Below are 22582 nucleotides of genomic sequence, written 5' to 3' on the forward strand. Positions count from 1 at the left end.
CGACACCACCTCTGGGCCGAATATCGGGCCTTGTAGGCTGGAACCTGTCCCATTTATCGCGGGACAAATTGTCGTCGGAGGAGGAGCCTCGTGTTGGATTGCGCCATCATCGGAGCCGGTTTGGCCGGCCTCGTGGCTGCACAGCACCTCGCTGACCGGGGGTTGAAGGTCGTCGTGCTGGAGGCCCGCGATCGCGTGGGCGGCCGAGTCGAGAACAAGACCCTGTCCGACGGCTCCTACGTCGAACTGGGTGGTCAGTGGATCGGGCCGGGATTCGACGCGCTGCTGGAGATCATCGACGGCCTGGGGCTGGAGACGATCGGCCTGCCCGCCGCCGGAAACCTCGCCATCCGCCTCCGCGGCAAGTCGCTCAGCGTGCCGTCCTCGGAGGACGGACGCACCCTGACGCCCTTTGAGGTCTCCGATCTCGGCCAGGGCCTCCTGCGGCTCCGCCGGTTGGCGAAGAGGCTCCGCGACGATCCCGCCTGGCGCAAAGCCAACGATGCCTGGCTGGGCCAGGACCTCCGCCGCTGGGTGAGCACGAACCTCCGCACCGAGGGCGCTCAGCGCCGATTCGCTGAGGTGTACCAGGCTGCCTTCGGAGCCATGCCCAAGGGCGCCACTCTGCTCGGGGGCCTGCACCAGGTGAACTCCGGCCCCGATCTCGAGTCGATGCTGGCGAGCAACGGCGGCCTGCACCAGAAGCGTGTCGCCGGCGGGATGGCCGCAGTCGCGGACGCCCTGGCGGAGAAGTTGGGCGGCGTGGTTCGGCTCGGCAAGGAAGTCGTTCGCGTTGAGCACGACGACGCCTCGGCGCGCATCATCCTCGCCGACGGCGAGGTGATCGAAGCCAAGCAGGTCATCTCGACGCTACCCCCGCGCCTCGCCGTCGCGCTGCCGCACGAGCCGGCGCTTCCCGACTGGCGTGCTGAGGCCGCCGACAAGGTGTCGGCCGGCAACGTCATCAAGGCCTTCCTCATCTACGAGCGGCCGTTCTGGCGGGAGCTGGGACTGTCCGGCCAGTCGTCGGCCGACGAGGGCGCGGTGCGGGTGACGTTCGATACGACGGCGGGCGACTCCGAGCGGGGCCACCTGATGGGGTTCTTCGAGGGCGCCGACGCGGCGTCGCTGGCCCGCCGGTCGTCGACCCTGCGTGAGCGGGCCTTCGTGGACTCGGTGGTGCGGACGTTCGGCGAGGTGGCCCGGAACCCCGTGACCTACATCGAGCGTGACTGGGCGTCGGAGAAGTTCACGGGCGGCTGCCACGGAGCGCACTTCGCACCCGGAGTCTGGACCACCCAGGGGCCGGTTCTGGCCCGTCCCGAAGGCGTGCTGCACTGGGCTGGCGCGGAGTACGCGTCCCGCTTCAACGGATACCTGGAGGGCGCGGTGCGCTCGGGTCGTGAAGTCGCGGCCGCCGTGGCCCGCAACCTGGCCTGAGCCGTCGCCCTCGTTGCCAAGCCGTCGGGCGCCAGGCTAGACATGGGTCATGCCTGATCAAAAACGCGCCCGGCTGAGGCTCGTCGCCCAATCCCTGGTGGGCCCGTCCTTTGTCTCACCGGAGGACGCCGTATCCGCGTTCGGTGCCATGCAGGGTCAGGATCTGACCGGTGTGATCGCCTCGGCGGCGCTGCGCTCCCGGGGCGGCGCGGAGTCGGTGCTGGGCGCGATGGACAGCGGTGCCCTGGTGCGCGGCTACCCCATGCGGGGCACGGTCTTCCTGCTCCCAGGGCGGGATGCCGCCTGGATCACCGAACTCTGCGCAGGGCCGGCGCTGCGCGCCTCCGCGGCCCGGCGGCACTCCCTGGGCCTCGACGAGACGGACCTGGGCAAGGCGGACGAGGTTGCGACTGCTGCCCTCGCCGCTTCGCCCCTGCCGCGTAGCCAGCTCCTCGCACGCTGGACAGAGCACGGGATCACGACCGCCGACGGGCGGGGGTACCACCTGCTGACCACGCTGATCATGATGGGGCGCCTCATCTACGGGCCGTGGCACGACGGCGAGCAGCTGGTCGCCCTGGCGGAGGGCTGGCTGCCGGACGGGTCTGATCTGGCGGGACGCTTCAACGGGGAGCGCATCGACGCCGTGGCGGACCTGCTGAGGCGCTATCTCCTCAGTCACGGCCCCGCGACGATCCGCGACTTCGCGTGGTGGACCAAGCTCGCGCTGCGTGAGATCCGGGCGGCCCTCCCACTCATCGCGGGAGAGTTGGAGACCGACGGCGCCGACGAGGCGAGCTACTGGGCCCCCGGACTCCAGGAGCGGGCCGCCGGTCTGGGGCGCGAACCGTCGCGGCCTCTGCTGCTGCCCGGGTTCGACGAATTCGTCCTCGGCTACCAGGACCGGCTGTTCGCGATGACCGAGGCCGAGCATCACCGTCTCGTCCCCGGCAACAACGGTGTGTTCAAGCCCTCGATCGTGGCCGGTGGCCGGGTGCGCGGAGTCTGGAGGCGCGCCGGTCGGCCTGGCCGGCGACAGTTGGAGGTGGACGGTTTCGGGGACCTGCCGGCGAGCGTCGCGAAACGCCTCCCTGCGCTGTTCGAGGACTTCCCCTTCCCGGTCCCCTGAGCCGGGACCGGGAGACCCCAACGCGACGGTGGGCACGCCAACCGTCCGCCGCCAAGGCCAACCGGGAGCCCCGAACGCCAACTGACAGCGGGAAACGCCAACGGACAAGCCTGAATGCCGACGAGACTCAGCGACGCCCGCGATATCTCACGGGCGTCGCTGAGTCTCGCGGGCGTCACGAGATTCTGGTTGGCGTTCGGTGGTGTCGGTTGGCGTTTCGTGCTGACGGTTGGCGTCGGGGGCGCGTCACACGGCGGCGGCCCCGCGCTCGCCGGTGCGGATGCGGACCACTTCGTCGACGAGGGTGGACCACACCTTGCCGTCGCCGACCGCGCCGGTCCGGGCCGCCGCAGTGATGACGTCGATCACCGCTTCGGTCTCTTCATCCTCGACCAGGACCTCGATCTTGACCTTCGCGATGAAGTCGATCGTGTACTCCGCGCCACGGTAGACCTCCCGGTGCCCCCGCTGCCGGGCATACCCCGAGCATTCCGTGACTGTCATCCCCGCAATCCCGTGCCGCGCGAGCGCGATTTGGACGTTGGTGAGCATTGTGGGCTGGACGATTGCGGTGACGAGCCTCATCGTGAGGCCTCCTCTCGGACGGGGACGATCAGCGTCTGGCGGACGCCGTAGGTGGTGTAGCCGACCTGGCTGAGGTCGTAGCCGGTCTCGGCGTGCTCCGCGACGTCGATGCCCTGGGACTCGGCCGACTCCAGGATCCTGAGACCCATGGTCTTGTCGAGCACCTTGGCGATGACGAACGTCACGACGAAGGAGTAGACGAGCACCGCTCCGGCACCGAGGACCTGGCGCCACAGCTGATCAACCCCGCCGCCGTAGAAGAGGCCGGCCACTCCCGCGGGGGACGATGGATCGGCCAGGAAGCCGATGAGCAGGGTGCCCACCAGACCGCCGACGAGGTGGACGCCGACGACGTCGAGCGAATCGTCATAGCCAAGCTTGTTCTTCACGCCGATGGCGAAGGCGCAGCTGACGCCCGCCAGCAGGCCGATCACGAGGCCGCCGAGAGGGCTGACCGAGTTGGCCGCCGGCGTGATGCCGACGAGCCCTGCAACGATGCCGGAGGCTGCGCCCAGGCTGGTGGCGTGGCCGTCGCGGAGGCGTTCCACCACGAGCCAGCCCAGCATCGAGGCGGCGGTGGCGCCGAGCGTGTTGATCCACGCCACCCCCGCCGTCGCGTTGGCGCCCAGGGCCGACCCCGCATTGAAGCCGAACCAGCCGAACCACAGCAGGCCTGCACCGAGCATGACCAGCGTCAGGTTGTGCGGACGCATCGGGGTGCGGCCGAAGCCGAGACGGGGCCCGATCACGAGGCACAGCGCCAGGGCGGCCGCTCCAGCGTTGATGTGGATCGCCGTGCCGCCGGCGAAATCGAGGGCCTGGATCTGGTTGGCGATGAAGCCGCCGCGCTCGGCGGTGCCGCCGTCGAAGCTGAACACCCAGTGGGCTGCGGGGAAGTACACGACCAGGGCCCACACCGCGGCGAAGACAACCCAGGCGGAGAACTTCATCCGGTCGGCGACTGCGCCCGAGATGAGCGCGACCGCAATGATGGCGAAGGCTGCCTGGAACCCAGCGAACACGGCCGCCGGGATCGTGAAGGTGGCCTTCTCGGGGTCCATCAGACCCTCGAGGAAGAGGAACTCGAGCGGGTTGCCGACGACCCCGCCAATCGAGTTGCCGAAGGCCATCGAGTAGCCGATCACCACCCAGAGCACCCCGACGATGCCCATGGTGGTGATCGACATCATCAGCATGTTGAGGACGCTCTTGGCCCTCACCATGCCGCCGTAGAAGAACGCGAGACCGGGGGTCATGAGGAGCACGAGGGCCGCGCTCACGAGGACCCAGGCGGTGTCGCCCGTGTCAATTTCTAGAATCTCCATGGACGTGAATCATCGCGGGCTCCGATGTCGCCCGGGGTGCCGTCGCGTAACGGCTGGGTAAGGGATTCAGCCGTCATGTTGCGGGCTGTCACCGGCGTGTTACGGCGCTGTGTCCGAGATCAGCGCGCGTTCGCCGTCAGTGGTGCTTATCGGGTCGTGTGACGGCGTCGAGGTGGACATGGTCGAGGTCGCCCTCTCCGAGGGACTCCCACGAGCCGTCAAAGCTGAAGACCGTGTAGGCGGCCGTGGGGAACCAGCACTGGGCCTGATCGGCCTCGGCGCGGTTGCTGGCGTAGGCGAGTTCGGCCACCAGGCTCGGCACCGTCGGCGCGTGGCCCACCACCAGGAGGCACTCGACGTCGTCGCCCATCTCGGCGATGCGTTGGAGCATCGTCTCGGTACCGCCGTAATACAGGGCGTCCTGGAACTCGACCGGCACGTCGAGGCCCAGATGGGCGAAGGTCTCACGGGTGCGAACGGCTGACGACACGAGCGCGTAGTCGACGCCGAGCCCGCGCAGCGCCACCCCGGCCTCCTGCGCGTCCTGGACCCCACGCGGGTTGAGGCGCCGCGCCTTGTCTCCCTCGACGTGGTTGGCCTCAGTCTTCGCGTGTCGCATGAGTACGAGTCGTCGCATGCCGCGAGCCTACAAGTTTCAGGGCTTGACGGCGACGATCAGGTCGCGCCGGATCGACGAGTCGACGCGGTGGGCGAAGCGCTCCCACGCGTCCCCCTCGCGCACCCGGAGACCAGCGTCCGCCAACATCTGGGCCAGGTCCTCGCGCGACAGCCCGAACGTGTTCCACGACAGGCCCAGTGCGCCGCCGTGCATGAGTTGGCCCGCCCACACCGGGAGGGCCTCGCGGAGCAGGCCGGCTGGGGAGCGGTCGCGCTTGCCGGACACCCCCCGCACATCGGTGGTGGAGCCATGTGCCACGCCGTAGGGCGCGTCAGTGATGATCGCGTCGAACCGCTTCTTCCCGAAGAGCTCGGCCGACTGACGGGTGTCCCCGGTGAACGCAGTGACCCTGTGCCTGGCGTCGTCGGTGGAGATCTCAGCGTCGAAACGTTTGCCGATTGCCTTGCCCTCCCTCCGGACGGGGGTGACGTCGGCGGTGTGCTTGATCCGCTTCCGCCTGAGGTAGGTCTTGTAGTAGGAGACCATCTGCTCGAATGCCTTGGCGTCCCCCTCGACGCCGAACCCGTCGTGGCCGAGGAGGAGCGCCGTCGACAAGGTGGTGCCGCGACCGGCCAGGGGATCGAGGATCTGGCGTGGCCCGGTCGGCTCCCTCGTCACCGCGGATAGGGTCACGTTGACCAGTAGCTGGGTGAACTGTTCGTTGGTCTTGCCGGGGTACTTGGGGATCGTGATGAGGTCGTCATCGAGGGTGAAGGGCTGCGGGAGCGCGACGGGGCGCAGCAGCTCTCCCTCGGCCTCGAAGAGGGCGAAGCAGGCCGACTGGCGCGCCACCGTTTCCAGGTTGGCGTCGGACAGCGCCGGGGCGTCGAATCCGAGGTAGCTGACACCTGCGAGTTCGGCGTCAGCAACCTCGCTCGCGAACGGAGCCGTCAGCTGCAGTTCGGCCGCAGTGAGGGGGCCCGATTCGCCTGCGTACACGCGATTGGCAGACGGGGAACGGAGCATGAGATAGCGCGGCATTGGACCAGTTTCCCACAGCGACGCGGGGAGCCCCAGAGTAGGCTCGGGCGCGGCTGGAAGGGGAACCCATGACCGTAAGTGCGGCACGCAGGCCTGGCACAGAGTCGATGGTGGCGCGCGCCGCCGTGATCTTCGCCGGCGGCTTCATCGGCACCGCAGCGCGGGTGGCGGTCACGGAGGCGATCGGACATGAAGCGATCGCGCTCGCGACTGTGAACCTGACGGGATGCCTGGTGATCGGCCTGATCTCAGGCTACTTCGGTCCTCGGGTCACGCTGCTGCGGATCTTCCTCGCTGTCGGCGGAGTGGCCTCCTTCACGTCGTGGTCGTCGCTGGCACTCCAGGGGGTGGCGTCTCCGGGTGCGATGATCCTGGTCGTGGCCGAGACGATGGTCGGCATCATCGTCGCGGGACTTGGTCATCTCTACGCCATGAAGCGCCTGCGCCGCGGGGGGAGCTGAGACGTGATCTGGCTGATCGCACTGGCGGGGGGCGTCGGTGCCCTGGCCCGCGCGGGAGTGGACCGGCTGGTGACCCTCCGTTTTCCTGGCTGGGTGGCGACCCTGGCCGTGAACATCACCGGCTCGTTCCTGATCGGCGTCTCGGCCACCCACCTGTCCGGGCCCGTCGTCGGAGTCGTCGCGGCCGGCTTCTGCGGGGGCTTCACGACCTTCTCGTCGGCCTGCTGGCAGGCGGCCCGTGAGTTGGGGACCAGACGGGTCCCCTTCGCGGTCGTTTACACGGGTGCCACCGTGGCGGGCTGCCTCCTGGCCGCTTCCCTGGGCCTCGCCACGGGCACATGACAAACGCCCCGCCGGGCGGCGGGGCGTTGCATTGGTGGTCAGCCGAGGTTGGTGTGGATGTGCTCGTACGGTGTGCCCTTGGCGCGCTCGAACGACGCAGCCACTTCGGACTCGGCCTCGTCCCGTCCGGTCCACGTGGCACCTTCGACGGACTTGCCCGGCTCCAGGTCCTTGTACACCGAGAAGAAGTGCTCGATCTCCAGCAGCATGTGCTCCGGCACCGAAGACAGATCGGTGATGTGGCTGCGGCGGGTGTCGGCAGTGGCAACGCACAGCACCTTGTCGTCGCCACCCATCTCGTCGGTCATGCGGAACATCGCGACGGCGTAGCACTCGATCAGGCAACCGGGGAAGGTCGGGTCCGCCCCGATCACCATCGCGTCGAGGGGATCGCCATCCTGGCCGAGAGTGCCCTCGACGAACCCGTAGTCGTACGGGTACTGGGTGGACGTGAAAAGCGTCCGGTCGAGGCGGATGCGACCAGTGTTGTGGTCCATCTCGTACTTGTTCTTGGTGCCCTTGGGGATCTCGACGGTGACGTCGAACAGGAGGCGTCGACCCGGGTCGATCGGGGTCAGCCCAACGGGTGCGTCTTCGCTCACTACGGCGCTCCTATGATTGAGGTCAGGCCCGACTGAGGGCCAGTACTCCTGCAGGATACAACGAACGGGGGTGGCCGTGCGGTCACGCAACAGGGCGGTCCAGTGGGTCGTCGCCTGGCTGATCGTCGGGATCCTCCTCGGCGGTGGCTTCGCCGCAGCTGTCTACTCGGAGCAGTTGCTGGCCGCGGCCGGGCTCACCAGGAGCGGCGCCCCGAGCACCATCGATCCTGAGTTGTTCGCGCCCGAACCGACCCCGACGGCCGACGCGCCGACGCCAGCGGGCACGGGGCTCGCGGCGGCCGCCGCCCTCCCGGAGCCCGGGCCGCTGCCCGACAGGCTGGTCCTCGAGGAGCGCCTGAATTCGCTGGACCGCAGCGAACTGGTCGCGCAGGAAGGTGCGACTGTCGCCATCGCCTACGAAGTCGTCGATGTGGCCACCGGCGAGATCGTCGCCGCCAACGGCCAGGACCTGCCACTGATCCCTGCGTCCAACACCAAGACGCTCACTGCGCTTGCCGTCATGAACGCGTTCGACGGCAGCGAGACGTTCGCCACGCGGGTGCTCCAGCCGGCCGCGGGGCAGGTGGTGCTGGTCGGGGGAGGCGATCCACTGTTGCGCAGCACCCCTGCGGACGCCGGATATCCCCAGCCGGCGAGCACCGCTGAACTGGCGGCCGCGACAGCTGAGGCGCTCCTCGCCTCGGGTCAGACGTCGGTGACGTTGGGATACGACGCGTCCCTCTTTACCGATCCCGGGTGGAACGCCACATGGCCGGACAACTACCGCGACCAGGTGACCCAACTCTCGTCGCTCTGGGTGGACGAGGGGAGAGGCCCCGATGGAGGCCCGCGGAGCCGTAACCCCGCGCTCAGCGCCGCAGAGACGTTCGCTGCGCAGTTGACGGCGGCGGGGGTCGCCGTCGCCGGAGAGCCGACGGCTGTGCCCGCGTCTGGCGCCGAGGTGGCGCGGGTCGAATCGCTGCCCGTGCATGTGCTGGTGGAGACAGCCATGACGCGGTCGAACAATTCGTTCACCGAGGTACTCGGTTTCCAATTGGCCCTGCAGACCGGTCACCCCGCGACGTTCGAGGGGTCGGTTGCCGCCATCGAGGAGCAACTCACCGCGCTGGGTCTCTGGCGTCAGGGCGCTGTTCTGTACGACGCCTCGGGTCTGTCTCGCAGCAACCTCGTGACGGCAGGGATGCTCGCGGAGGCGGTCCGTGCGATGGCCAGCGAACCCAGGCTCAGCGTCATCCTCGACGGGTTGCCCACCGCCGGCGTCACGGGCACCCTTGCTGATCGATTCGCCGACGACGTCTCGAGCCCCGCCCGTGGGGTGGCCCGCGCCAAGACCGGGACACTCAGCTTCGTCTCGACGCTCGCCGGCACGACGCTCACCGCGGACGGGCGACTGGTGGCGTTCGCGTTCATCATCAACGGACCGCCCAACGGCTGGGCCGCGCGCGTCTGGGCCGATCAGGCTGCCGGCGTCGTTGCGGCGTGTGGCTGCTGATGGACTACGCGCCACCCGTGTCATGGGACCTCGCCCGCCGGGTCGCCCGCAGGGCAGCGGGCCAACTCCCTGACATCGATCCGCGGGAGCTCGACATGCTCACCGCCGACCTGCGCGTCACCGCCCGTCGCGCTGGGGAACTGGCGGCGGCGCACCTGGGGCTCGAGTCGGTCGGCGCCACGAGCGTCCGGGTGGTCGACTGGGCAGGGTGGTCGCGCGCGGCCCGACACATGGCTGAAGCGGTGGTGGGGGAGCTGTCGCTGACCCCACGACCCGCTGGCGTCGGCAGCGCGCTGCGCGGCCTCGGCAACGGGTTGCTCGCCGGGTTGGCCATGGGGCGCGTGAGCCGCCAGTTGCTGGGGCAGTACGACGCGGTCACCGGAGACGACGCGCTCTATCTCGTGGCCCCCACGATCCTCCAGCACGAGCGTCGCCACGCGTTCGTCCCTGAGCACTTCCGGCTCTGGGTGGCGCTGCACGAGCAGACCCACGCCCTGCAGTTCCGTGCCGCCCCCTGGCTGCGTGACTACGTGCGCGAGCGCATGGCCGTCGTCGCCGACGACGAGGTCCAGATCGCGGAGGCCCTCATCGCCTGGCAGGAGACCGGAGACCTCGTGTCGCTCCTGGTGTCACGTGAGGCGCACACCCAACTCCACGAGCTGACCGCCCTGATGACGCTGCTGGAAGGCCACGCCGATCTGGTCTCCGACACCGTCGGTTGCCGGCACGCGACGACGGTGGGGAAGATGCGCAAAGCCTTCGCCAGGCCGCAGCGAACGGGCCGCCTGGCGAACGCGTCGGCCACCCTCGACAAGCAGGCCCAGTATCGCGACGGGCTCGCCTTCTGCCGCACCGTGGTGCGGCGGCGCAGCTGGAAGTTCCTGTCGCGGGCGTTCGCCGACCCCGGCAACCTGCCGACGATGTCGGAGATCAGCGACCCCCAGGCATGGATCGATCGGCAGCGCCGTGGCTAGGCGGGAGCTGGGGCCGGCTGCCCTGCGCGTCGGTCGGGCCGTCGCTGACCACCTACCTGACGGCGGGGCGGTGGTCGGGTGCTCCGGCGGCGCCGATTCGCTGGCGCTGGCTCTCGGGGCCGCGTGGGCCGCGGCGCGGACCGGGGCGGACGTTGCCGCGGTCGTCGTGGATCACGGATTGCGGCCGGACTCGGGCCACGTGAGCAGCCGGGTTGTGGAGCAGCTGCGCGGGCGGGGCCTCGACGCCCGCGTCGTGCGGGTGCAGGTGGAGCCTGACCATCCGGACGGTCTCGAGGCCGCCGCGCGTCACGCCAGGCTGGCAACACTCGAGGCCACCGGGCGCCCGGTGCTGTTGGGGCACACCCTCGACGACCAGGCGGAGACCGTGCTGCTGGGCCTGTTGCGCGGGTCGGGCACGCGGTCATTGGCGGGGATGGCGGCGGTACGAGGACCATTCATCCGGCCGTTGCTTGGGCTGCGCCGCGCGGACACGGAGGCGGCCTGCGGGGAGTGGGGCATCGAGCCCTGGCAGGACCCCATGAACGACGACGAGCGATATGCGAGGGTGCGTACCCGACGGCTGTTGCCGCTGCTGACCGACGAGTTGGGCAGAGACGTCGCCCCCGCTCTGGCGCGCACCGCCCGGCTGGCCCGCGCTGACGCCGACCACCTCGACGCGCTCGCACTGGCTGCGGTGCCGCAACGGCAATGGCTCGAGGTGGCGGACCTGGAGCCGCTGCCGGACGCGCTGCTCTGGCGCGTGGTTCGGCGCTGGCTGGCCGCCCGCTCGCCGTCGTCGGGAATGGAGCATGTGCTGGCGGTCGCGAGGCTCGTCGGGCACTGGCACGGGCAGGGGCCGGTGGCGGTGCCGGGAGCGGTGGTCCGACGCGTTGGTGGGCGCCTGCTCGTCGAGCCCTCAGGGGCGGCTCGACAGGACGACGGCGATCCATCATCGTGATCGCCTATCCCCAACCGGTTCCCGGGGTGGGGGCCCGCGCGCTAGGCTCGCCCCGTGGATGCTGCTGACGTTTCGCAAGACCTGGCCAAGGTGCTGTTCACCTCCGACGAGATCCAGGCGCGCGTGGCCGAGGTCGCCGCCCAGATCGATGAGGACTATGCGGGCAGGGACGTCCTCATGGTGGGCGTCCTCAACGGTGCCGTCATGGTGATGAGCGACCTGCAGCGGGCGATGCGCAGCCACGTCGAGATGGACTGGATGGCCGTCTCGTCCTACGGGTCCGGCACCCAGTCCAGCGGCGTCGTGCGGATCCTCAAGGACCTCAACACCGACCTCGAGGGCCGTGACGTCATCGTCGTCGAAGACATCATCGACACCGGGCTGACGCTGAGCTACCTCATGAGCAACCTCGCATCCCGCGGGCCCGCCAGCCTTGAGATCATGACCATGTTCCGCAAGCCTGACGCGGCCCAGATGGAAGTGCCGGTCAAGTACGTGGGCTTCGAAATCCCCAACGAGTTCGTCGTCGGCTACGGCCTCGACTACGCCGGCCGCTACCGCAACCTGCGCGACGTCGGCACGTTGGCGCCGCACGTCTACAGCTGAAAGCAATGCCCGTCCCGCCGCGGAGAGTGACCGCCGGGTGGGCACTGGCTTCGTCGAGGGGGCTCCGTTGCTCCCGCTGGTAAGGTTTCTGTGCGCCCGCCCACCTACTTTTCCCAGATCGGCAACACGTTGCAGAAGTTCTTCAAGAGCCCCATAGCCTGGATTTTCCTCAGCCTGCTCTTCCTGGTGCTCGTCATGCAGATGGTGAACTCCTTCCAGGGTTACCAGACGGTGCCCACCTCACAGACTCTTGAGCTGCTCAACAGCGACGAGAATCTGCAGGAAGTGGTGCTTGTCGACGGCGAGCAGCAGATCCAGATCATCGACGCCGACGGCAACAAGACCCAGTCCGCCTGGGTCGGCAATCAGGTCGACGACATCGTCCCGATCCTCGAGGCGCGCAAGGCCGAGGGCACGGTCGACGAGTGGTCCGCACGGAACCCGTCGCCGGGCCTCCTGCAGATGTTCCTCTACACCGGCCTGCCGTTCCTGCTGCTGATCCTCATCTTCTTCTGGGTCATGCGCTCGGTCTCGGGCAGCGGCTCGGGCGGGCCCCTGTCGTTCGGGAAGTCCAAGGCCAAGCTCGTCAGCAAGGACACTCCCAAGACGACGTTCGGCGACGTGGCCGGGGCGGCTGAAGCGGTCGAGGAACTGGAGGAGATCAAGGAGTTCCTCGCCGAACCGGCCAAGTTCCAGAAGCTCGGCGCCAAGATCCCCAAGGGCGTGCTCCTGTACGGCCCACCCGGCACGGGCAAGACGCTCCTGGCGCGCGCCGTCGCGGGCGAGGCCGGGGTGCCCTTCTTCTCCATCTCCGGCTCGGACTTCGTCGAGATGTTCGTCGGCGTCGGCGCCTCCCGCGTGCGCGACCTGTTCAACCAGGCCAAGGAGAACGCCCCCGCGATCATCTTCATCGATGAGATCGACGCCGTCGGCCGGCACCGCGGCGCGGGCATGGGCGGCGGCCACGACGAGCGGGAGCAGACCCTCAACCAGCTGCTGGTGGAGATGGACGGCTTCGATGTGCGCGGTGGGGTCATCCTCATCGCCGCCACCAACCGCCCCGACGTCCTCGACCCGGCCCTGCTGCGGCCCGGTCGCTTCGATCGCCAGATCGGCGTCGAGGCCCCCGATGCGGACGGCCGCGCCAAGATCCTGGCGGTGCACGCGAAGGGCAAGCCGCTGGCGAGCGACGTGGACCTGCTGTCGATCGCCCGCCGGACGCCGGGATTCTCCGGTGCCGACCTGGCGAACGTGCTCAACGAGGCGGCCCTACTGGCCGCGCGCATGAACCAGGAGATGATCCGCCAGCCCCAGCTCGACGAAGCCATCGACCGTGTCATCGCCGGGCCCCAGAAGCGGACCCGCCTGATGAACGATCGCGAACGGCTCATCACGGCTTACCACGAGGGGGGCCACGCCCTCGTCGCGGCTGCGATGCCGGGCAACGACCCGGTGCAGAAGGTCACCATTCTTCCCCGCGGGCGTGCCCTCGGCTACACGATGGTGATGCCGGACAACGACAAGTACTCGCGGACCAGGGGCGAGCTGCTCGATCAGATGGCCTACATGATGGGCGGCCGGGCGGCCGAGGAACTGATCTTCCACGACCCCACCACGGGTGCCGCCAACGACATCGAGAAGGCGACGAAGGTGGCCCGCGCGATGGTCATGCAGTACGGCATGAGCGAGCGCGTCGGATCCATCAAGCTGGGCGGCGGGGACTCGGAGCCCTTCATGGGGATGCGTGGCACCGACTCGTCGGCGGAGTTCTCCGAGTCGATGGCCGCGGTCGTCGACGAGGAGGTCGCCAAGCTCATCCACACGGCCCACCAGGAGGCCTTCGACGTCCTGACCGACAACCGCGACGTGCTCGACGAACTGGTCCGTCAGCTGTTCGCCAGGGAGACGCTCAACAAGGCTGAGATCGCCGAGATCTTCAAGCCCCTGCGTCGCCGGGACAAGCGGCCGGCCTGGACCGGGTCGGACCTGCGCATCCCCTCCGATGTCCCACCGATCGAGGTGCCTCCGGCCGCGGAGCCGATGCCCGAGAAGCCGGCGGTGCTCGACCCTCCGTCGGGTGCCCCCGACTTCGCGCCCGGAACCGACCCTGAGCCCCCGTCCACCGGGCCCTCCCCGTGGGGGCCCCCCAGCGCACCGCCGAGCCACTGATGGCCGTCGACCACCAGCGCGCCATCGCGGCGGTCAGGGAGCTGCTCGCCGCCGTCGGTGAGGACCCGGACCGCGACGGCCTGCTGGAGACGCCGGACCGGGTTGCCAGGTCGTGGGCCGAAATGCTGGCCGGACACGGTGCCGATCCGGCCGATCTCCTGGCCAAGACCTTCGACATCGACCACGACGAGATGGTCCTGGTCAAGGACATCCGGTTCGTCAGCATGTGCGAGCACCACCTGCTTCCGTTCACCGGCGTCGCGCACATCGGTTACATCCCCTCGCCCGAGCGCGGCGTGACCGGACTGTCCAAGCTCGCCCGTCTCGTCGAGCTGTTCGCCCGCCGACTCCAGGTCCAGGAACGCATCACGAGCCAGATCGCCGAAGCCCTCGTCGAGCATCTCGACGCGCACGGCGTCATCGTCGTCCTCGAGGCCGAACACACCTGCATGACGATGCGCGGGGTCAAGAAGCCCGGCAGCATGACGGTCACGTCGGCCGTGCGAGGCCAGTTGCGTGTCCCGGCCACGCGAGCCGAGGCCATGAGCCTCATCCTGGGGCGCTGAGCTCCCGTGACGCTGGTCATGGGGATCCTCAACGTGACCCCTGACTCGTTCTCCGACGGCGGCGACTTCCTGGACCCCGACGCTGCGCTGGTCCATGCCCGCGAGATGCTCGCCGCGGGGGCCTCGATCATCGACGTCGGGGGAGAGTCCACGAGGCCGGGTGCCCAGCGCGTCTCCGAGTCCGATGAAATGCGCCGGGTGGTGCCCATCGTCCGGGCCTTGGCCGCCGACGGGGTGACCGTTTCCGTCGACACGATGCGGGCCGCCGTGGCTGCGGCCGCGCTGGAGGCGGGCGCGCAGCTCATCAACGACGTCTCCGGAGGTCTCGCCGACCGCGACATGCTCAGTGTGGTGGCGGCCTCCTCGGCTGATTTCGTCGTCATGCACTGGCGCGACCACTCCGAGCGCATGCAACGGGAGGCGGTGTACGGCGATGTGGTGGCGGAGGTGACCCAGGAACTACTGAACCGCCGGGACGCGGCCGTGGAGGCGGGCGTCGACGCAACCCGCCTGATCCTCGACCCCGGGCTCGGCTTCGCCAAGACCTGGGACCACAACTGGACCCTGCTGCGGAACCTCGATCATTTCCAGGCCCTCGGTCACCGGCTCCTCGTCGGAGCCTCCAGAAAGGCCTTCCTCGGTGAGCTGCTGGGCGGGCGTGAACCGCAGGGTCGGGATTCGGCCACCGCGGCCATCTCGTTCTGGGCCGCGCAGCACGGGGTGTGGGGAGTGCGCACCCACGAAGTGTCGGGGCAGGTGGATGCGGTCGCGGTGGCCCGTCGCCTTACCGATGGACAGGGCTGAGGCCGGGCGCCCCCACCCGTGGGGGTGCGATAGTCTCGACGCACGAGAGGAGCCGCATCATCGACGCCATCACGATCACCGGGCTGACCGCAACCGGCTTTCACGGGGTGTTCCCGGAGGAACGCCGCGAGGGTCAGCCTTTCGTCGTCGACGTTGTCCTCGAGTTGCCGCTGGAGACCTCCAGCGACGATCTGGCCGACACCGTCAGCTACGCCGACATCGCCGATGATGTGGAAGCTGTGATCACGGGGGAGCCGCGCAACCTCATCGAGACAGTCGCGGGTGAGATTGCGGAGCGTTGCCTGCTTCGTGGCAGAGTTGACCGCGTAACGGTCACGGTGCACAAGCCCCGTGCCCCCCTCAGCCAGACCTTTGCGGACGTTTCCGTAACGATCAACAGGAGCAGACATGTCTAACGGGCCCTTTGACATCGACGTCGACACGCTGGGGAACCTCCGGCCCATCTCGAAGGTCGTGCTGAGCCTCGGATCCAACATGGGTGACTCGCCGGTCATCCTGCAGGAGGCCGTCGACTACCTCGCCGACACCCCGGACCTCATCATCGTCGACGTGTCGCCGGTGTATCAGACCAAGCCGTTCGGCGACATCCAGGAGCAGGACGACTTCCTCAACCTCGTGGTCGTGGCGGAATCGACCCTTGAGCCGCTGACGATCCTGGATCGCGCGCAGGCCATCGAGGAGAACTTCGGCCGCACCCGTGAGGAGCGTCACGGCCCCCGCACGCTCGACATTGACATCATCATGGTGGGCAAGCGCATCTCCGAGGACAACATCGAGTTGCCGCACCCGGCGGCGCACGAGCGGGCCTTCGTGCTGGTTCCCTGGCACGACATCGACCCGAACGGAGAGATCGCCGGCCACGGCAGGATCGCGGACCTGCTCGACGAGGTGGACACCTCGACGGTGACGCTGCGCGAAGACGTGGTGATCCAAGCCAACACCGGATTTTGAGCGAGCAGCCGAAGCTCGGGCTCACCACCGGCAGGCAGGCCCTCGTCGCCGTCCTCGCCGGCGCCCTGGTGTGTGCCCTGATCCTCGCCGCGTTCGAACTGGCCGGCGACTTTCCTCCAGTGGTCCCGTGGTCGGTGCCGATCCTCTTCGTCGTCCTTTCCGCGGCGGTCGCCATTTACGCACGCCTTCTGCCCAAGCGGCTGGAGGAACGTCGCGTCTCGTCCCAGGAGGCCGTCGCGGCGCTCGGGATCGGTAAGTCCTCGATCATGACGGGCGCGCTGTTCGCGGGTGCCCATGTGGTCTACGTGATGAGATACCTCCAGCTCTTCGACGCGCCCCTACCATCGGCCAGAGTCATCCAGGGTGCCGCCACGATCGCCACGGCGCTGCTCCTGGCGGTCGCCGGAGCTTTTCTCGAGCGCGCCTGCGTCGTCTCCGACGATGACGATGACGACGACGCGGGGGGCGCGGCGGAACCGGCGTGAGCCGCCCGCAGCACACGGCAGTGCGTCCCACCATCACCGCAGCACAGCGACGCATCGGCGGGCGCGAGTTCGACTTCGACCGCCGCGCCGCGGTCATGGCGATCGTCAACCGCACCCGCGATTCCTTCTTCGACGACGGGCGCACGTACGACCTCCAGCCCGCCGTCGACGCCGCGCTGGCCGCGATCGAAGCAGGGGCGGACATCGTCGACGTCGGGGGTGTGCCGTTCTCGCCGATCGCGCGTGAGGTGAGCGAGTCCGAGGAGATCGATCTCATCGTCGGATTCGTCGAGGAGGTCCTGTCCCAGGCTCCCACTGCGGTGCTCTCGGTCGACACGTTCCGCAGCGCCGTGGCCGGGGCTGCCGTCGGTGCGGGAGCGGCGATCATCAACGACACCTCGGGGCTGGCCGACCCCGCCCTGGCCGAGGTGGCCGCGAAGTCCGGCGCGACGATCGTCATCACCCACTCCAAGGCCGTTCCCCGCACTCTGCTGCCAAGTCCGCGCTACGACGATGTCGTCCGGGAGGTGAGCGAGTTCCTGAGCCTTCGCGTGCAGCAGGCCGTGGACGCGGGGGTGACGCCTGCGCAGCTCATCGTCGACCCTGGGCCGGACCTCAACAAGAACACCCTCCACACGCTCGAGATCGTGCGGCGGTTCGACGAGTTCGCCCGGCTCGGCCCGCCGCTCCTGGCGGCGCTCAGCAACAAGGACTTCGTCGGGGAGACGGTGGACCGGCCCAAGCGGGAGCGCCTCCCCGGCACCCTGGTCGCCACCGCGTGGTGCCTGGAGCGTGGCGCGCGGATCGTCCGCGCTCACGACGTGGCCGCGACGGTCGACGCCGTCCGCATGGCGGAGGCGCTGCTCGGGCTGCGCGAGCCGACCAACCTGCGGCACAACATCTGATCCCCGACACACCGCCGCACCTAGTAGGGAGGGGTTGGGTGACCGGTTACCATGGCCGCATGGCTGGTCGACACGCTTCCCCGAAATCTTCCGAGCGCACCCTTGCCCTCACTATCCTCGTCGTCGGCACCGTGGTGTCCCTCGCCTCCCTCGTCGGAGGAGTCTGGGTCGTTCGGGCCGGCGTCGTCGTCGCCCTCATCATGGCGTACGCGGCGGTGTGGGCCGCCTGGCGCGAACTCGCCGCCGAGAAGGTCCGGCACAACGAGGAACTGCGCCATGAGATGGGCATGCGCGCGCAGCAGGCCCAGCGCTTCCACGAGGAGTCGGTCGCCATGATCGGCCGGTTCAACGCACGTTCCGAGAACCTCCAGGCGGTCATCGCCAAGCTCCGCCGCCAGCTCGGCGCCGCCAAGGCCGAACTGAGCTCGATGCGGGGCAACAACGCGTGGCTCCGCGCTGAGGTTGCGGAGCGCCAGGCCCGGGTCGAGGCACTCGAGACCCGCATCGCAGAGCTGGAGGCCGAGGACACCGGCAACATCGTCGCGCTGCCCCGCCACGTCCGCCCCAGCATCGACGACGTCTGGGGCGAGGACGAGCACCCCACGATGGTCGACCTCGCGAAGCTGAACCTCGACGGACTGCCGGTGCACTACGCCAAGGAAGCCTGATCCACTGATCCTTACGACGGGCCCATCCGCACTGCGGGTGGGCCCGTCGTCGCGTTTCCCCACAGTGGGATTTGAGCAAATGAGACGGGTCGTCGAATCCAAACGCTGTTATCGCGGCGTGTCGCCGCGTTGACCCATCTCACTTGCTCAACTCGACCAACCAGGAGCGGCGATGTGCCCGCCCAGGCCCAGGCATGGCCGGCCTACTTGTCCGCGTCGCCGATCGTGTAGCCGAGCGAGGCGACGACGTCGCAGATCTGCTCCTCGGGCGCACCTGACAGCGCCGCCCCCAGGGCCGAGAGGTTGGCGAACGACGGGGTGCGCAGCGCCACCCGCCACGGAGTCTGTCCGCCGCGGGAGACCATGAGGCACCCGGCAACGCCCCACGGAGCCTCGATCTGCGTCTGATGCTCCCCCTCCGGCACCTTGAGGCGCCGGGACAGCCGCACGTCGACGTCGCCCGGCGTCTCGCCGGCCAGCGCGCGCGCCATCCGGATCATGTCGATGCTCGTGCCCAACTCGTCGATCAGCACACCGAACCGGGCCTGCGCGTCACCCGCGTCGCGGGTCTGGACTGGGCGGTGCAGTTCCCCGTAGGCGAGGTAGCCCGTGTATCGACGGTCGAGGTCCAGGTCCGCGGCCCTCGAGACGGGACCGGACAATCCGTAGGACAGGCAGGCCTCGGCATCGAGGACCGCCAGGCCCGAGAACCTGTCGGTGCGGGCGAGCACCCCCCGAAGGTCGGAGGACACGCGTGCGACGTCGTCGAGCAGATCGTCGAGGGCATCGAGCCAGCCCGCAGGGACGTCGGCCGCCAGACCTCCCACCCTGGCCAGCATGGGGTGCACCCGGTTGCCCGTCCACGTGAGCAGACCCTGCCGCAACCCCTCGACGCACGCCCAGAGCCGCGCCTCGAGCTCGCCATCTGCGAGGTAGCTGAGGAACGACAGGTGGCTGTGCAGCCGCGCGTACTCGGCCAACAGGGTCCGCAGGACGGTGGCGCGGGGGGGAGGGGTGAGCCGCAGAGCGTTCTCCACGGTCAATGTCAGGCTGAGTTCACCGCTGAAGGCGGCGAGCCAATCGTGGCGATCGGCAAGCATGATCATGGACCGGTAATCGCGGACCTCGAAGAGCTTTTCCGCCGCTCGATGCCCGAAGCCGCTCGTGACATCGGCGTGCGAGATGACCCCATTGTCGGTGTGGAGGCTCAATCGGATGAGGCCGACGCTCGTCGGGTGGCGCGGGCCCAGCGAAAGAGAATCATGCCCGGGCAGGCTCAATCCGCCAATTGTGTACTGCTTATCCATATTTCCTCTGGAACATTCCTTGCCGCAGGCTGTAGTGTCATCTTAGCTATCCCCAGCACTTAAGGAGCGCCACAATGGCTCGCCAAATCCGCGTCATTCTCACCGACGACATCGACGGTTCGGAGGGCGCTCAGACCGTCGAATTCGCCCTGGCCGGTAAGAACTACTCCATCGATCTGAATGAAACAAACCGAAAGAAGCTCGAGACCGCGCTCGCGCCTTTCATCGAGAAGGCCGACAAGGTCTCGCGCGGACGCACCCAGCGTCGTTCCTCGTCTAGTTCAGCCCGCTCGGGCAACACCTCCGCGGTCCGCAGCTGGGCGCGTGGGGAGGGCTACGAGGTGTCCGATCGTGGCCGGGTGCCGGCCCACATCGTCGAGGCCTACGAAGCCGCGCACTGACAAGTTCGCCCAGGGAGGACGCCGGATAGTTTGATCGCTGTCCCTCGTTAGTAAGCTAGACGGAGTGGCCGTACGCTCGTCGTCCAGCCGCAGGAGGGAAGTTATCAATGTTCGAACGGTTCACCGACCGCGCCAGGCGTGTCATCGTCCTCGCGCAGGACGAAGCGAAGCTGCTCAACCACAACTTCATCGGCACGGAGCACGTCCTGTTGGGGCTCATCCATGAGGGCGAAGGTGTGGCCGCGAGAGCTCTCGAGTCGCTCGGCATCGCGCTCGACGCGGTGCGCGAGCAGGTTGAAGAGATCATCGGCCCCGGCCAGCAGGTGCCCACGGGCCACATCCCGTTCACGCCGCGCGCCAAGAAGGTGCTGGAGCTCTCGCTCCGCGAGGCGCTGCAGATGAACCACAACTACATCGGCACCGAGCACATCCTGCTCGGGCTGATCCGTGAGGGTGAGGGCGTCGCGGCGCAGGTGCTCATCAAGCTGGGGGCCGACCTCAGCCGCGTGCGCAGCACCGTGCTGCAGCTCATCACGGGCTACCAGGGGCGCGAGGCGTCCATGTCGGGCGCCCCGGAGACCGGACCGGAGAAGGGCAACTCCCAGATCCTGGACCAGTTCGGCCGCAACCTGACCCAGGCGGCGCGCGAGAACCAGCTCGACCCGGTCATCGGCCGCACCCAGGAAATTGAGCGGGTGATGACGGTGCTGAGCCGTCGCACCAAGAACAACCCCGTGCTGATCGGTGAGCCCGGCGTCGGCAAGACCGCCGTCGTCGAGGGCCTGTCCCAGGCGATCGTGCGCGGTGACGTGCCCGAGACGCTGCGGGACAAGCAGATCTACACGCTGGACCTGGGCGCACTCGTCGCCGGATCCCGCTACCGCGGTGACTTCGAGGAGCGCCTGAAGAAGGTCCTCAAGGAGATCAAGACCCGCGGCGACATCATGCTGTTCATCGACGAGATCCACACGCTCGTCGGTGCCGGCGCAGCCGAGGGCGCGATCGATGCGGCGAGCATCCTCAAGCCCATGCTGGCTCGGGGGGAGCTGCAGACGATCGGCGCCACGACGCTGGATGAGTACCGCAAGCACATCGAGAAGGACGCCGCGCTGGAGCGCCGGTTCCAGCCGATCCAGGTGGCCGAGCCGTCGGTCGCGATGACCGTCGACATCCTCAAGGGCCTTCGCGACCGCTACGAGGCGCATCACCGGATCACCATCACGGACGAGGCGCTTTCCGCCGCCGCCACGATGGCGGACCGCTACATCCAGGACCGGTTCCTGCCCGACAAGGCGATCGACCTCATCGACGAGGCGGGAGCACGGCTCCGCATCCAGCGGATGACGGCACCGCCGGATCTGCGCGAGTTCGACGAGGCGATTGCGGCCAACAAGCTCCAGAAGGACGCGGCGATCGACGCTCAGGACTTCGAGCGCGCCGCGCGCCTGCGCGACGAGGAGCAGAAGCTCCGGGCACAGCGGGCTGAGAAGGAAGAGGCCTGGAAGCAGGGCGACTCCGACATCCCGGCTGTGGTCGGCGAGGAGGAGATCGCAGTTGTGCTCTCCGGCTCCACGGGCATCCCGGTCTTCAAGCTGACCGAGGAGGAATCGCAGCGACTGCTCCGCATGGAGCAGGAACTGGCGAAGCGATACATCGGCCAGGACGACGCAGTGAAGGCGCTCTCGCGCTCTATCCGCCGTACCCGGGCGGGTCTCAAGGATCCCAAGCGCCCCAGCGGTTCGTTCATCTTCGCCGGACCTTCGGGCGTCGGCAAAACCGAACTCACCAAGGCGCTCACCGAGTTCCTGTTCGGTGACGAGGACGCCCTCATCACGCTGGACATGAGCGAATACTCCGAGAAGCACACCGCCTCGCGGATGTTCGGCTCGCCTCCCGGCTACGTCGGATATGAAGAGGGCGGACAGCTGACCGAAAAGGTCCGCCGCAAGCCCTTCTCCGTGGTGCTCTTCGATGAGATCGAAAAGGCGCATCCCGACATCTTCAACTCGCTTCTGCAGATTCTGGATGAGGGTCGTCTCACCGACGCGCAGGGCCGCGTGGTGGATTTCAAGAACACCGTCATCGTGATGACCACGAACCTTGGATCCAGAGACATCTCGAAGAATGTCAATCTGGGCTTCACCAGGTCCGGTGACACCGAGTCCAGCTACGAGAAGATGAAGGCGAAGGTGTCGGACGAGCTCAAGCAGCACTTCCGTCCCGAGTTCCTCAACCGCGTCGACGAGATCGTGGTCTTCCACCAGCTGACCCAGGCGGACATCGAGCGGATCGTCGACCTCATGGTGGCGCAGATCGAAGGACGCCTCCGCGACAAGGACATGGGCATCGAGCTCACCCCCGCCGCGAAGACGTTGATCGCCAAGCGCGGCTTCGACCCGGTCCTCGGTGCGCGCCCGCTGCGACGGGCACTCCAGCGCGACGTCGAAGACATCCTGGCCGAGAAGATCCTCTTCGGGGAGATCGGCGCCGGCCAGATCGTCCAGGTGGACGTGGCCGAGGAGGGCTCCGAGTTGCCGTTCAAGTTCACCGGTGTGGCCAAGACTGAGGTGCCGGAACTCGAGCCGGTCGCCGACGGCGAAGCCGGGCCGACGGCCTGACAACCACGCCGACGGGGCGGACCACCTGGTCCGCCCCGTCGTCGCGTCTGCGCTCTGTCCCGTGCCGACCTGCCGACCCGAACGCCAACGGA

24 protein-coding genes are annotated in these 22582 nt (G+C 68.5%); 18 read left to right on the plus strand and 6 right to left on the minus strand.

Annotated features, from left to right (window positions below; all coding sequences use genetic code 11):
• Positions 1–90 precede the first annotated feature (90 nt).
• Together RPIT_RS01475 and RPIT_RS01480 are read left to right on the plus strand one after the other, a co-directional pair.
• Positions 91–1440, plus strand: coding sequence for a flavin monoamine oxidase family protein (locus RPIT_RS01475; protein WP_077339856.1), 1350 nt, complete (start codon positions 91–93; stop codon positions 1438–1440).
• 49 nt (positions 1441–1489) lie between these two features.
• On the plus strand, positions 1490–2569 hold the full coding sequence (locus tag RPIT_RS01480) for a winged helix DNA-binding domain-containing protein (RefSeq protein ID WP_077339858.1): 1080 nt from the start codon (positions 1490–1492) through the stop codon (positions 2567–2569).
• Between the two features lie 246 nt (positions 2570–2815).
• On the opposite strand, the gene RPIT_RS01485 is transcribed toward RPIT_RS01480, so the two are convergent.
• From RPIT_RS01485 to RPIT_RS01500, 4 genes are all read right to left on the minus strand, one after another.
• Positions 2816–3154, minus strand: a complete 339-nt coding sequence (locus tag RPIT_RS01485; protein WP_077339860.1) for a P-II family nitrogen regulator — start codon at positions 3152–3154, stop codon at positions 2816–2818.
• Positions 3151–4479: an ammonium transporter gene (locus RPIT_RS01490; protein ID WP_077339862.1), complete on the minus strand. Its 1329-nt coding sequence runs from the start codon at positions 4477–4479 to the stop codon at positions 3151–3153. The genes RPIT_RS01485 and RPIT_RS01490 overlap by 4 nt, the downstream gene beginning before the upstream one ends.
• A gap of 136 nt (positions 4480–4615) precedes the next feature.
• On the minus strand, positions 4616–5116 hold the full coding sequence (locus tag RPIT_RS01495) for a SixA phosphatase family protein (protein WP_077339875.1): 501 nt from the start codon (positions 5114–5116) through the stop codon (positions 4616–4618).
• 18 nt (positions 5117–5134) lie between these two features.
• Positions 5135–6139, minus strand: coding sequence for a TRM11 family SAM-dependent methyltransferase (locus tag RPIT_RS01500; RefSeq protein ID WP_077339877.1), 1005 nt, complete (start codon positions 6137–6139; stop codon positions 5135–5137).
• Positions 6140–6207: 68 nt separating this feature from the next.
• Between RPIT_RS01500 and RPIT_RS01505 the strand changes: the two genes are divergently transcribed.
• Both RPIT_RS01505 and RPIT_RS01510 read left to right on the plus strand, forming a co-directional pair.
• Entirely contained in the window at positions 6208–6600 is a 393-nt protein-coding gene (locus tag RPIT_RS01505) for a FluC/FEX family fluoride channel (RefSeq protein WP_143028269.1), read from the plus strand.
• Between the two features lie 3 nt (positions 6601–6603).
• Positions 6604–6942: a fluoride efflux transporter FluC gene (locus RPIT_RS01510; protein WP_077339881.1), complete on the plus strand. Its 339-nt coding sequence runs from the start codon at positions 6604–6606 to the stop codon at positions 6940–6942.
• Positions 6943–6980: 38 nt separating this feature from the next.
• Here RPIT_RS01510 and RPIT_RS01515 read toward each other — a convergent pair whose 3' ends face one another.
• Positions 6981–7439, minus strand: coding sequence for an inorganic diphosphatase (locus RPIT_RS01515; protein WP_093665004.1), 459 nt, complete (start codon positions 7437–7439; stop codon positions 6981–6983).
• 175 nt (positions 7440–7614) lie between these two features.
• On the opposite strand from RPIT_RS01515, the gene dacB reads away from it, so the two are divergent.
• The 12 genes from dacB to RPIT_RS01575 all read left to right on the plus strand — a co-directional run bounded on the left by dacB (position 7615) and on the right by RPIT_RS01575 (position 18164).
• Entirely contained in the window at positions 7615–9057 is a 1443-nt protein-coding gene (gene dacB / locus RPIT_RS01520) for a D-alanyl-D-alanine carboxypeptidase/D-alanyl-D-alanine endopeptidase (protein ID WP_162274463.1), read from the plus strand.
• A gap of 17 nt (positions 9058–9074) precedes the next feature.
• Positions 9075–10031, plus strand: a complete 957-nt coding sequence (locus RPIT_RS01525; protein ID WP_162274464.1) for a zinc-dependent metalloprotease — start codon at positions 9075–9077, stop codon at positions 10029–10031.
• Positions 10024–10989: a tRNA lysidine(34) synthetase TilS gene (gene tilS / locus RPIT_RS01530; RefSeq protein ID WP_077339889.1), complete on the plus strand. Its 966-nt coding sequence runs from the start codon at positions 10024–10026 to the stop codon at positions 10987–10989. The genes RPIT_RS01525 and tilS overlap by 8 nt, the downstream gene beginning before the upstream one ends.
• A gap of 54 nt (positions 10990–11043) precedes the next feature.
• The gene (gene hpt / locus RPIT_RS01535; RefSeq protein ID WP_077339891.1) at positions 11044–11595 is read left to right on the plus strand and encodes a hypoxanthine phosphoribosyltransferase; all 552 of its coding nucleotides are present in this window, start codon (positions 11044–11046) and stop codon (positions 11593–11595) included.
• A gap of 129 nt (positions 11596–11724) precedes the next feature.
• On the plus strand, positions 11725–13764 hold the full coding sequence (gene ftsH, locus RPIT_RS01540) for an ATP-dependent zinc metalloprotease FtsH (protein ID WP_193432234.1): 2040 nt from the start codon (positions 11725–11727) through the stop codon (positions 13762–13764).
• Positions 13764–14330: a GTP cyclohydrolase I FolE gene (gene folE / locus RPIT_RS01545; RefSeq protein ID WP_077344160.1), complete on the plus strand. Its 567-nt coding sequence runs from the start codon at positions 13764–13766 to the stop codon at positions 14328–14330. Before ftsH ends, folE begins: the two co-directional genes overlap by 1 nt.
• An 18-nt stretch (positions 14331–14348) precedes the next feature.
• A complete protein-coding gene (folP, locus tag RPIT_RS01550) occupies positions 14349–15134 on the plus strand; it encodes a dihydropteroate synthase (RefSeq protein WP_077344159.1) in 786 nt (261 codons plus the stop codon).
• Positions 15135–15241: 107 nt separating this feature from the next.
• Positions 15242–15550 carry a dihydroneopterin aldolase gene (gene folB / locus RPIT_RS01555; protein ID WP_237267839.1) on the plus strand — a complete coding sequence of 103 codons (309 nt, stop codon included), beginning with the start codon at positions 15242–15244 and terminating at the stop codon, positions 15548–15550.
• Positions 15543–16106: a 2-amino-4-hydroxy-6-hydroxymethyldihydropteridine diphosphokinase gene (gene folK / locus RPIT_RS01560; RefSeq protein WP_077339893.1), complete on the plus strand. Its 564-nt coding sequence runs from the start codon at positions 15543–15545 to the stop codon at positions 16104–16106. Before folB ends, folK begins: the two co-directional genes overlap by 8 nt.
• Positions 16103–16591 (plus strand): DUF3180 domain-containing protein, encoded by a 489-nt coding sequence (locus RPIT_RS01565; RefSeq protein ID WP_162274465.1) that lies wholly within the window; start codon positions 16103–16105, stop codon positions 16589–16591. Before folK ends, RPIT_RS01565 begins: the two co-directional genes overlap by 4 nt.
• Positions 16588–17496: a dihydropteroate synthase gene (gene folP / locus RPIT_RS01570; RefSeq protein WP_226996309.1), complete on the plus strand. Its 909-nt coding sequence runs from the start codon at positions 16588–16590 to the stop codon at positions 17494–17496. Before RPIT_RS01565 ends, folP (RPIT_RS01570) begins: the two co-directional genes overlap by 4 nt.
• Positions 17497–17555: 59 nt before the next feature.
• On the plus strand, positions 17556–18164 hold the full coding sequence (locus tag RPIT_RS01575) for a hypothetical protein (protein ID WP_077339897.1): 609 nt from the start codon (positions 17556–17558) through the stop codon (positions 18162–18164).
• 203 nt (positions 18165–18367) lie between these two features.
• Here the strand turns inward: RPIT_RS01575 and RPIT_RS01580 are convergent, their stop codons facing one another.
• A complete protein-coding gene (locus tag RPIT_RS01580; protein ID WP_077339899.1) occupies positions 18368–19471 on the minus strand; it encodes an NADH-quinone oxidoreductase subunit D-related protein in 1104 nt (367 codons plus the stop codon).
• A gap of 74 nt (positions 19472–19545) precedes the next feature.
• Between RPIT_RS01580 and RPIT_RS01585 the strand changes: the two genes are divergently transcribed.
• The gene (locus RPIT_RS01585; RefSeq protein WP_077339902.1) at positions 19546–19872 is read left to right on the plus strand and encodes a histone-like nucleoid-structuring protein Lsr2; all 327 of its coding nucleotides are present in this window, start codon (positions 19546–19548) and stop codon (positions 19870–19872) included.
• A 107-nt stretch (positions 19873–19979) separates the two neighbouring features.
• Positions 19980–22490, plus strand: coding sequence for an ATP-dependent Clp protease ATP-binding subunit (locus RPIT_RS01590; protein ID WP_077339904.1), 2511 nt, complete (start codon positions 19980–19982; stop codon positions 22488–22490).
• Positions 22491–22582 lie beyond the last annotated feature (92 nt).

Origin of the sequence: Tessaracoccus flavus, assembly GCF_001997295.1 — a bacterium.
GTDB classification, from domain to species: domain Bacteria; phylum Actinomycetota; class Actinomycetes; order Propionibacteriales; family Propionibacteriaceae; genus Arachnia; species Arachnia flava.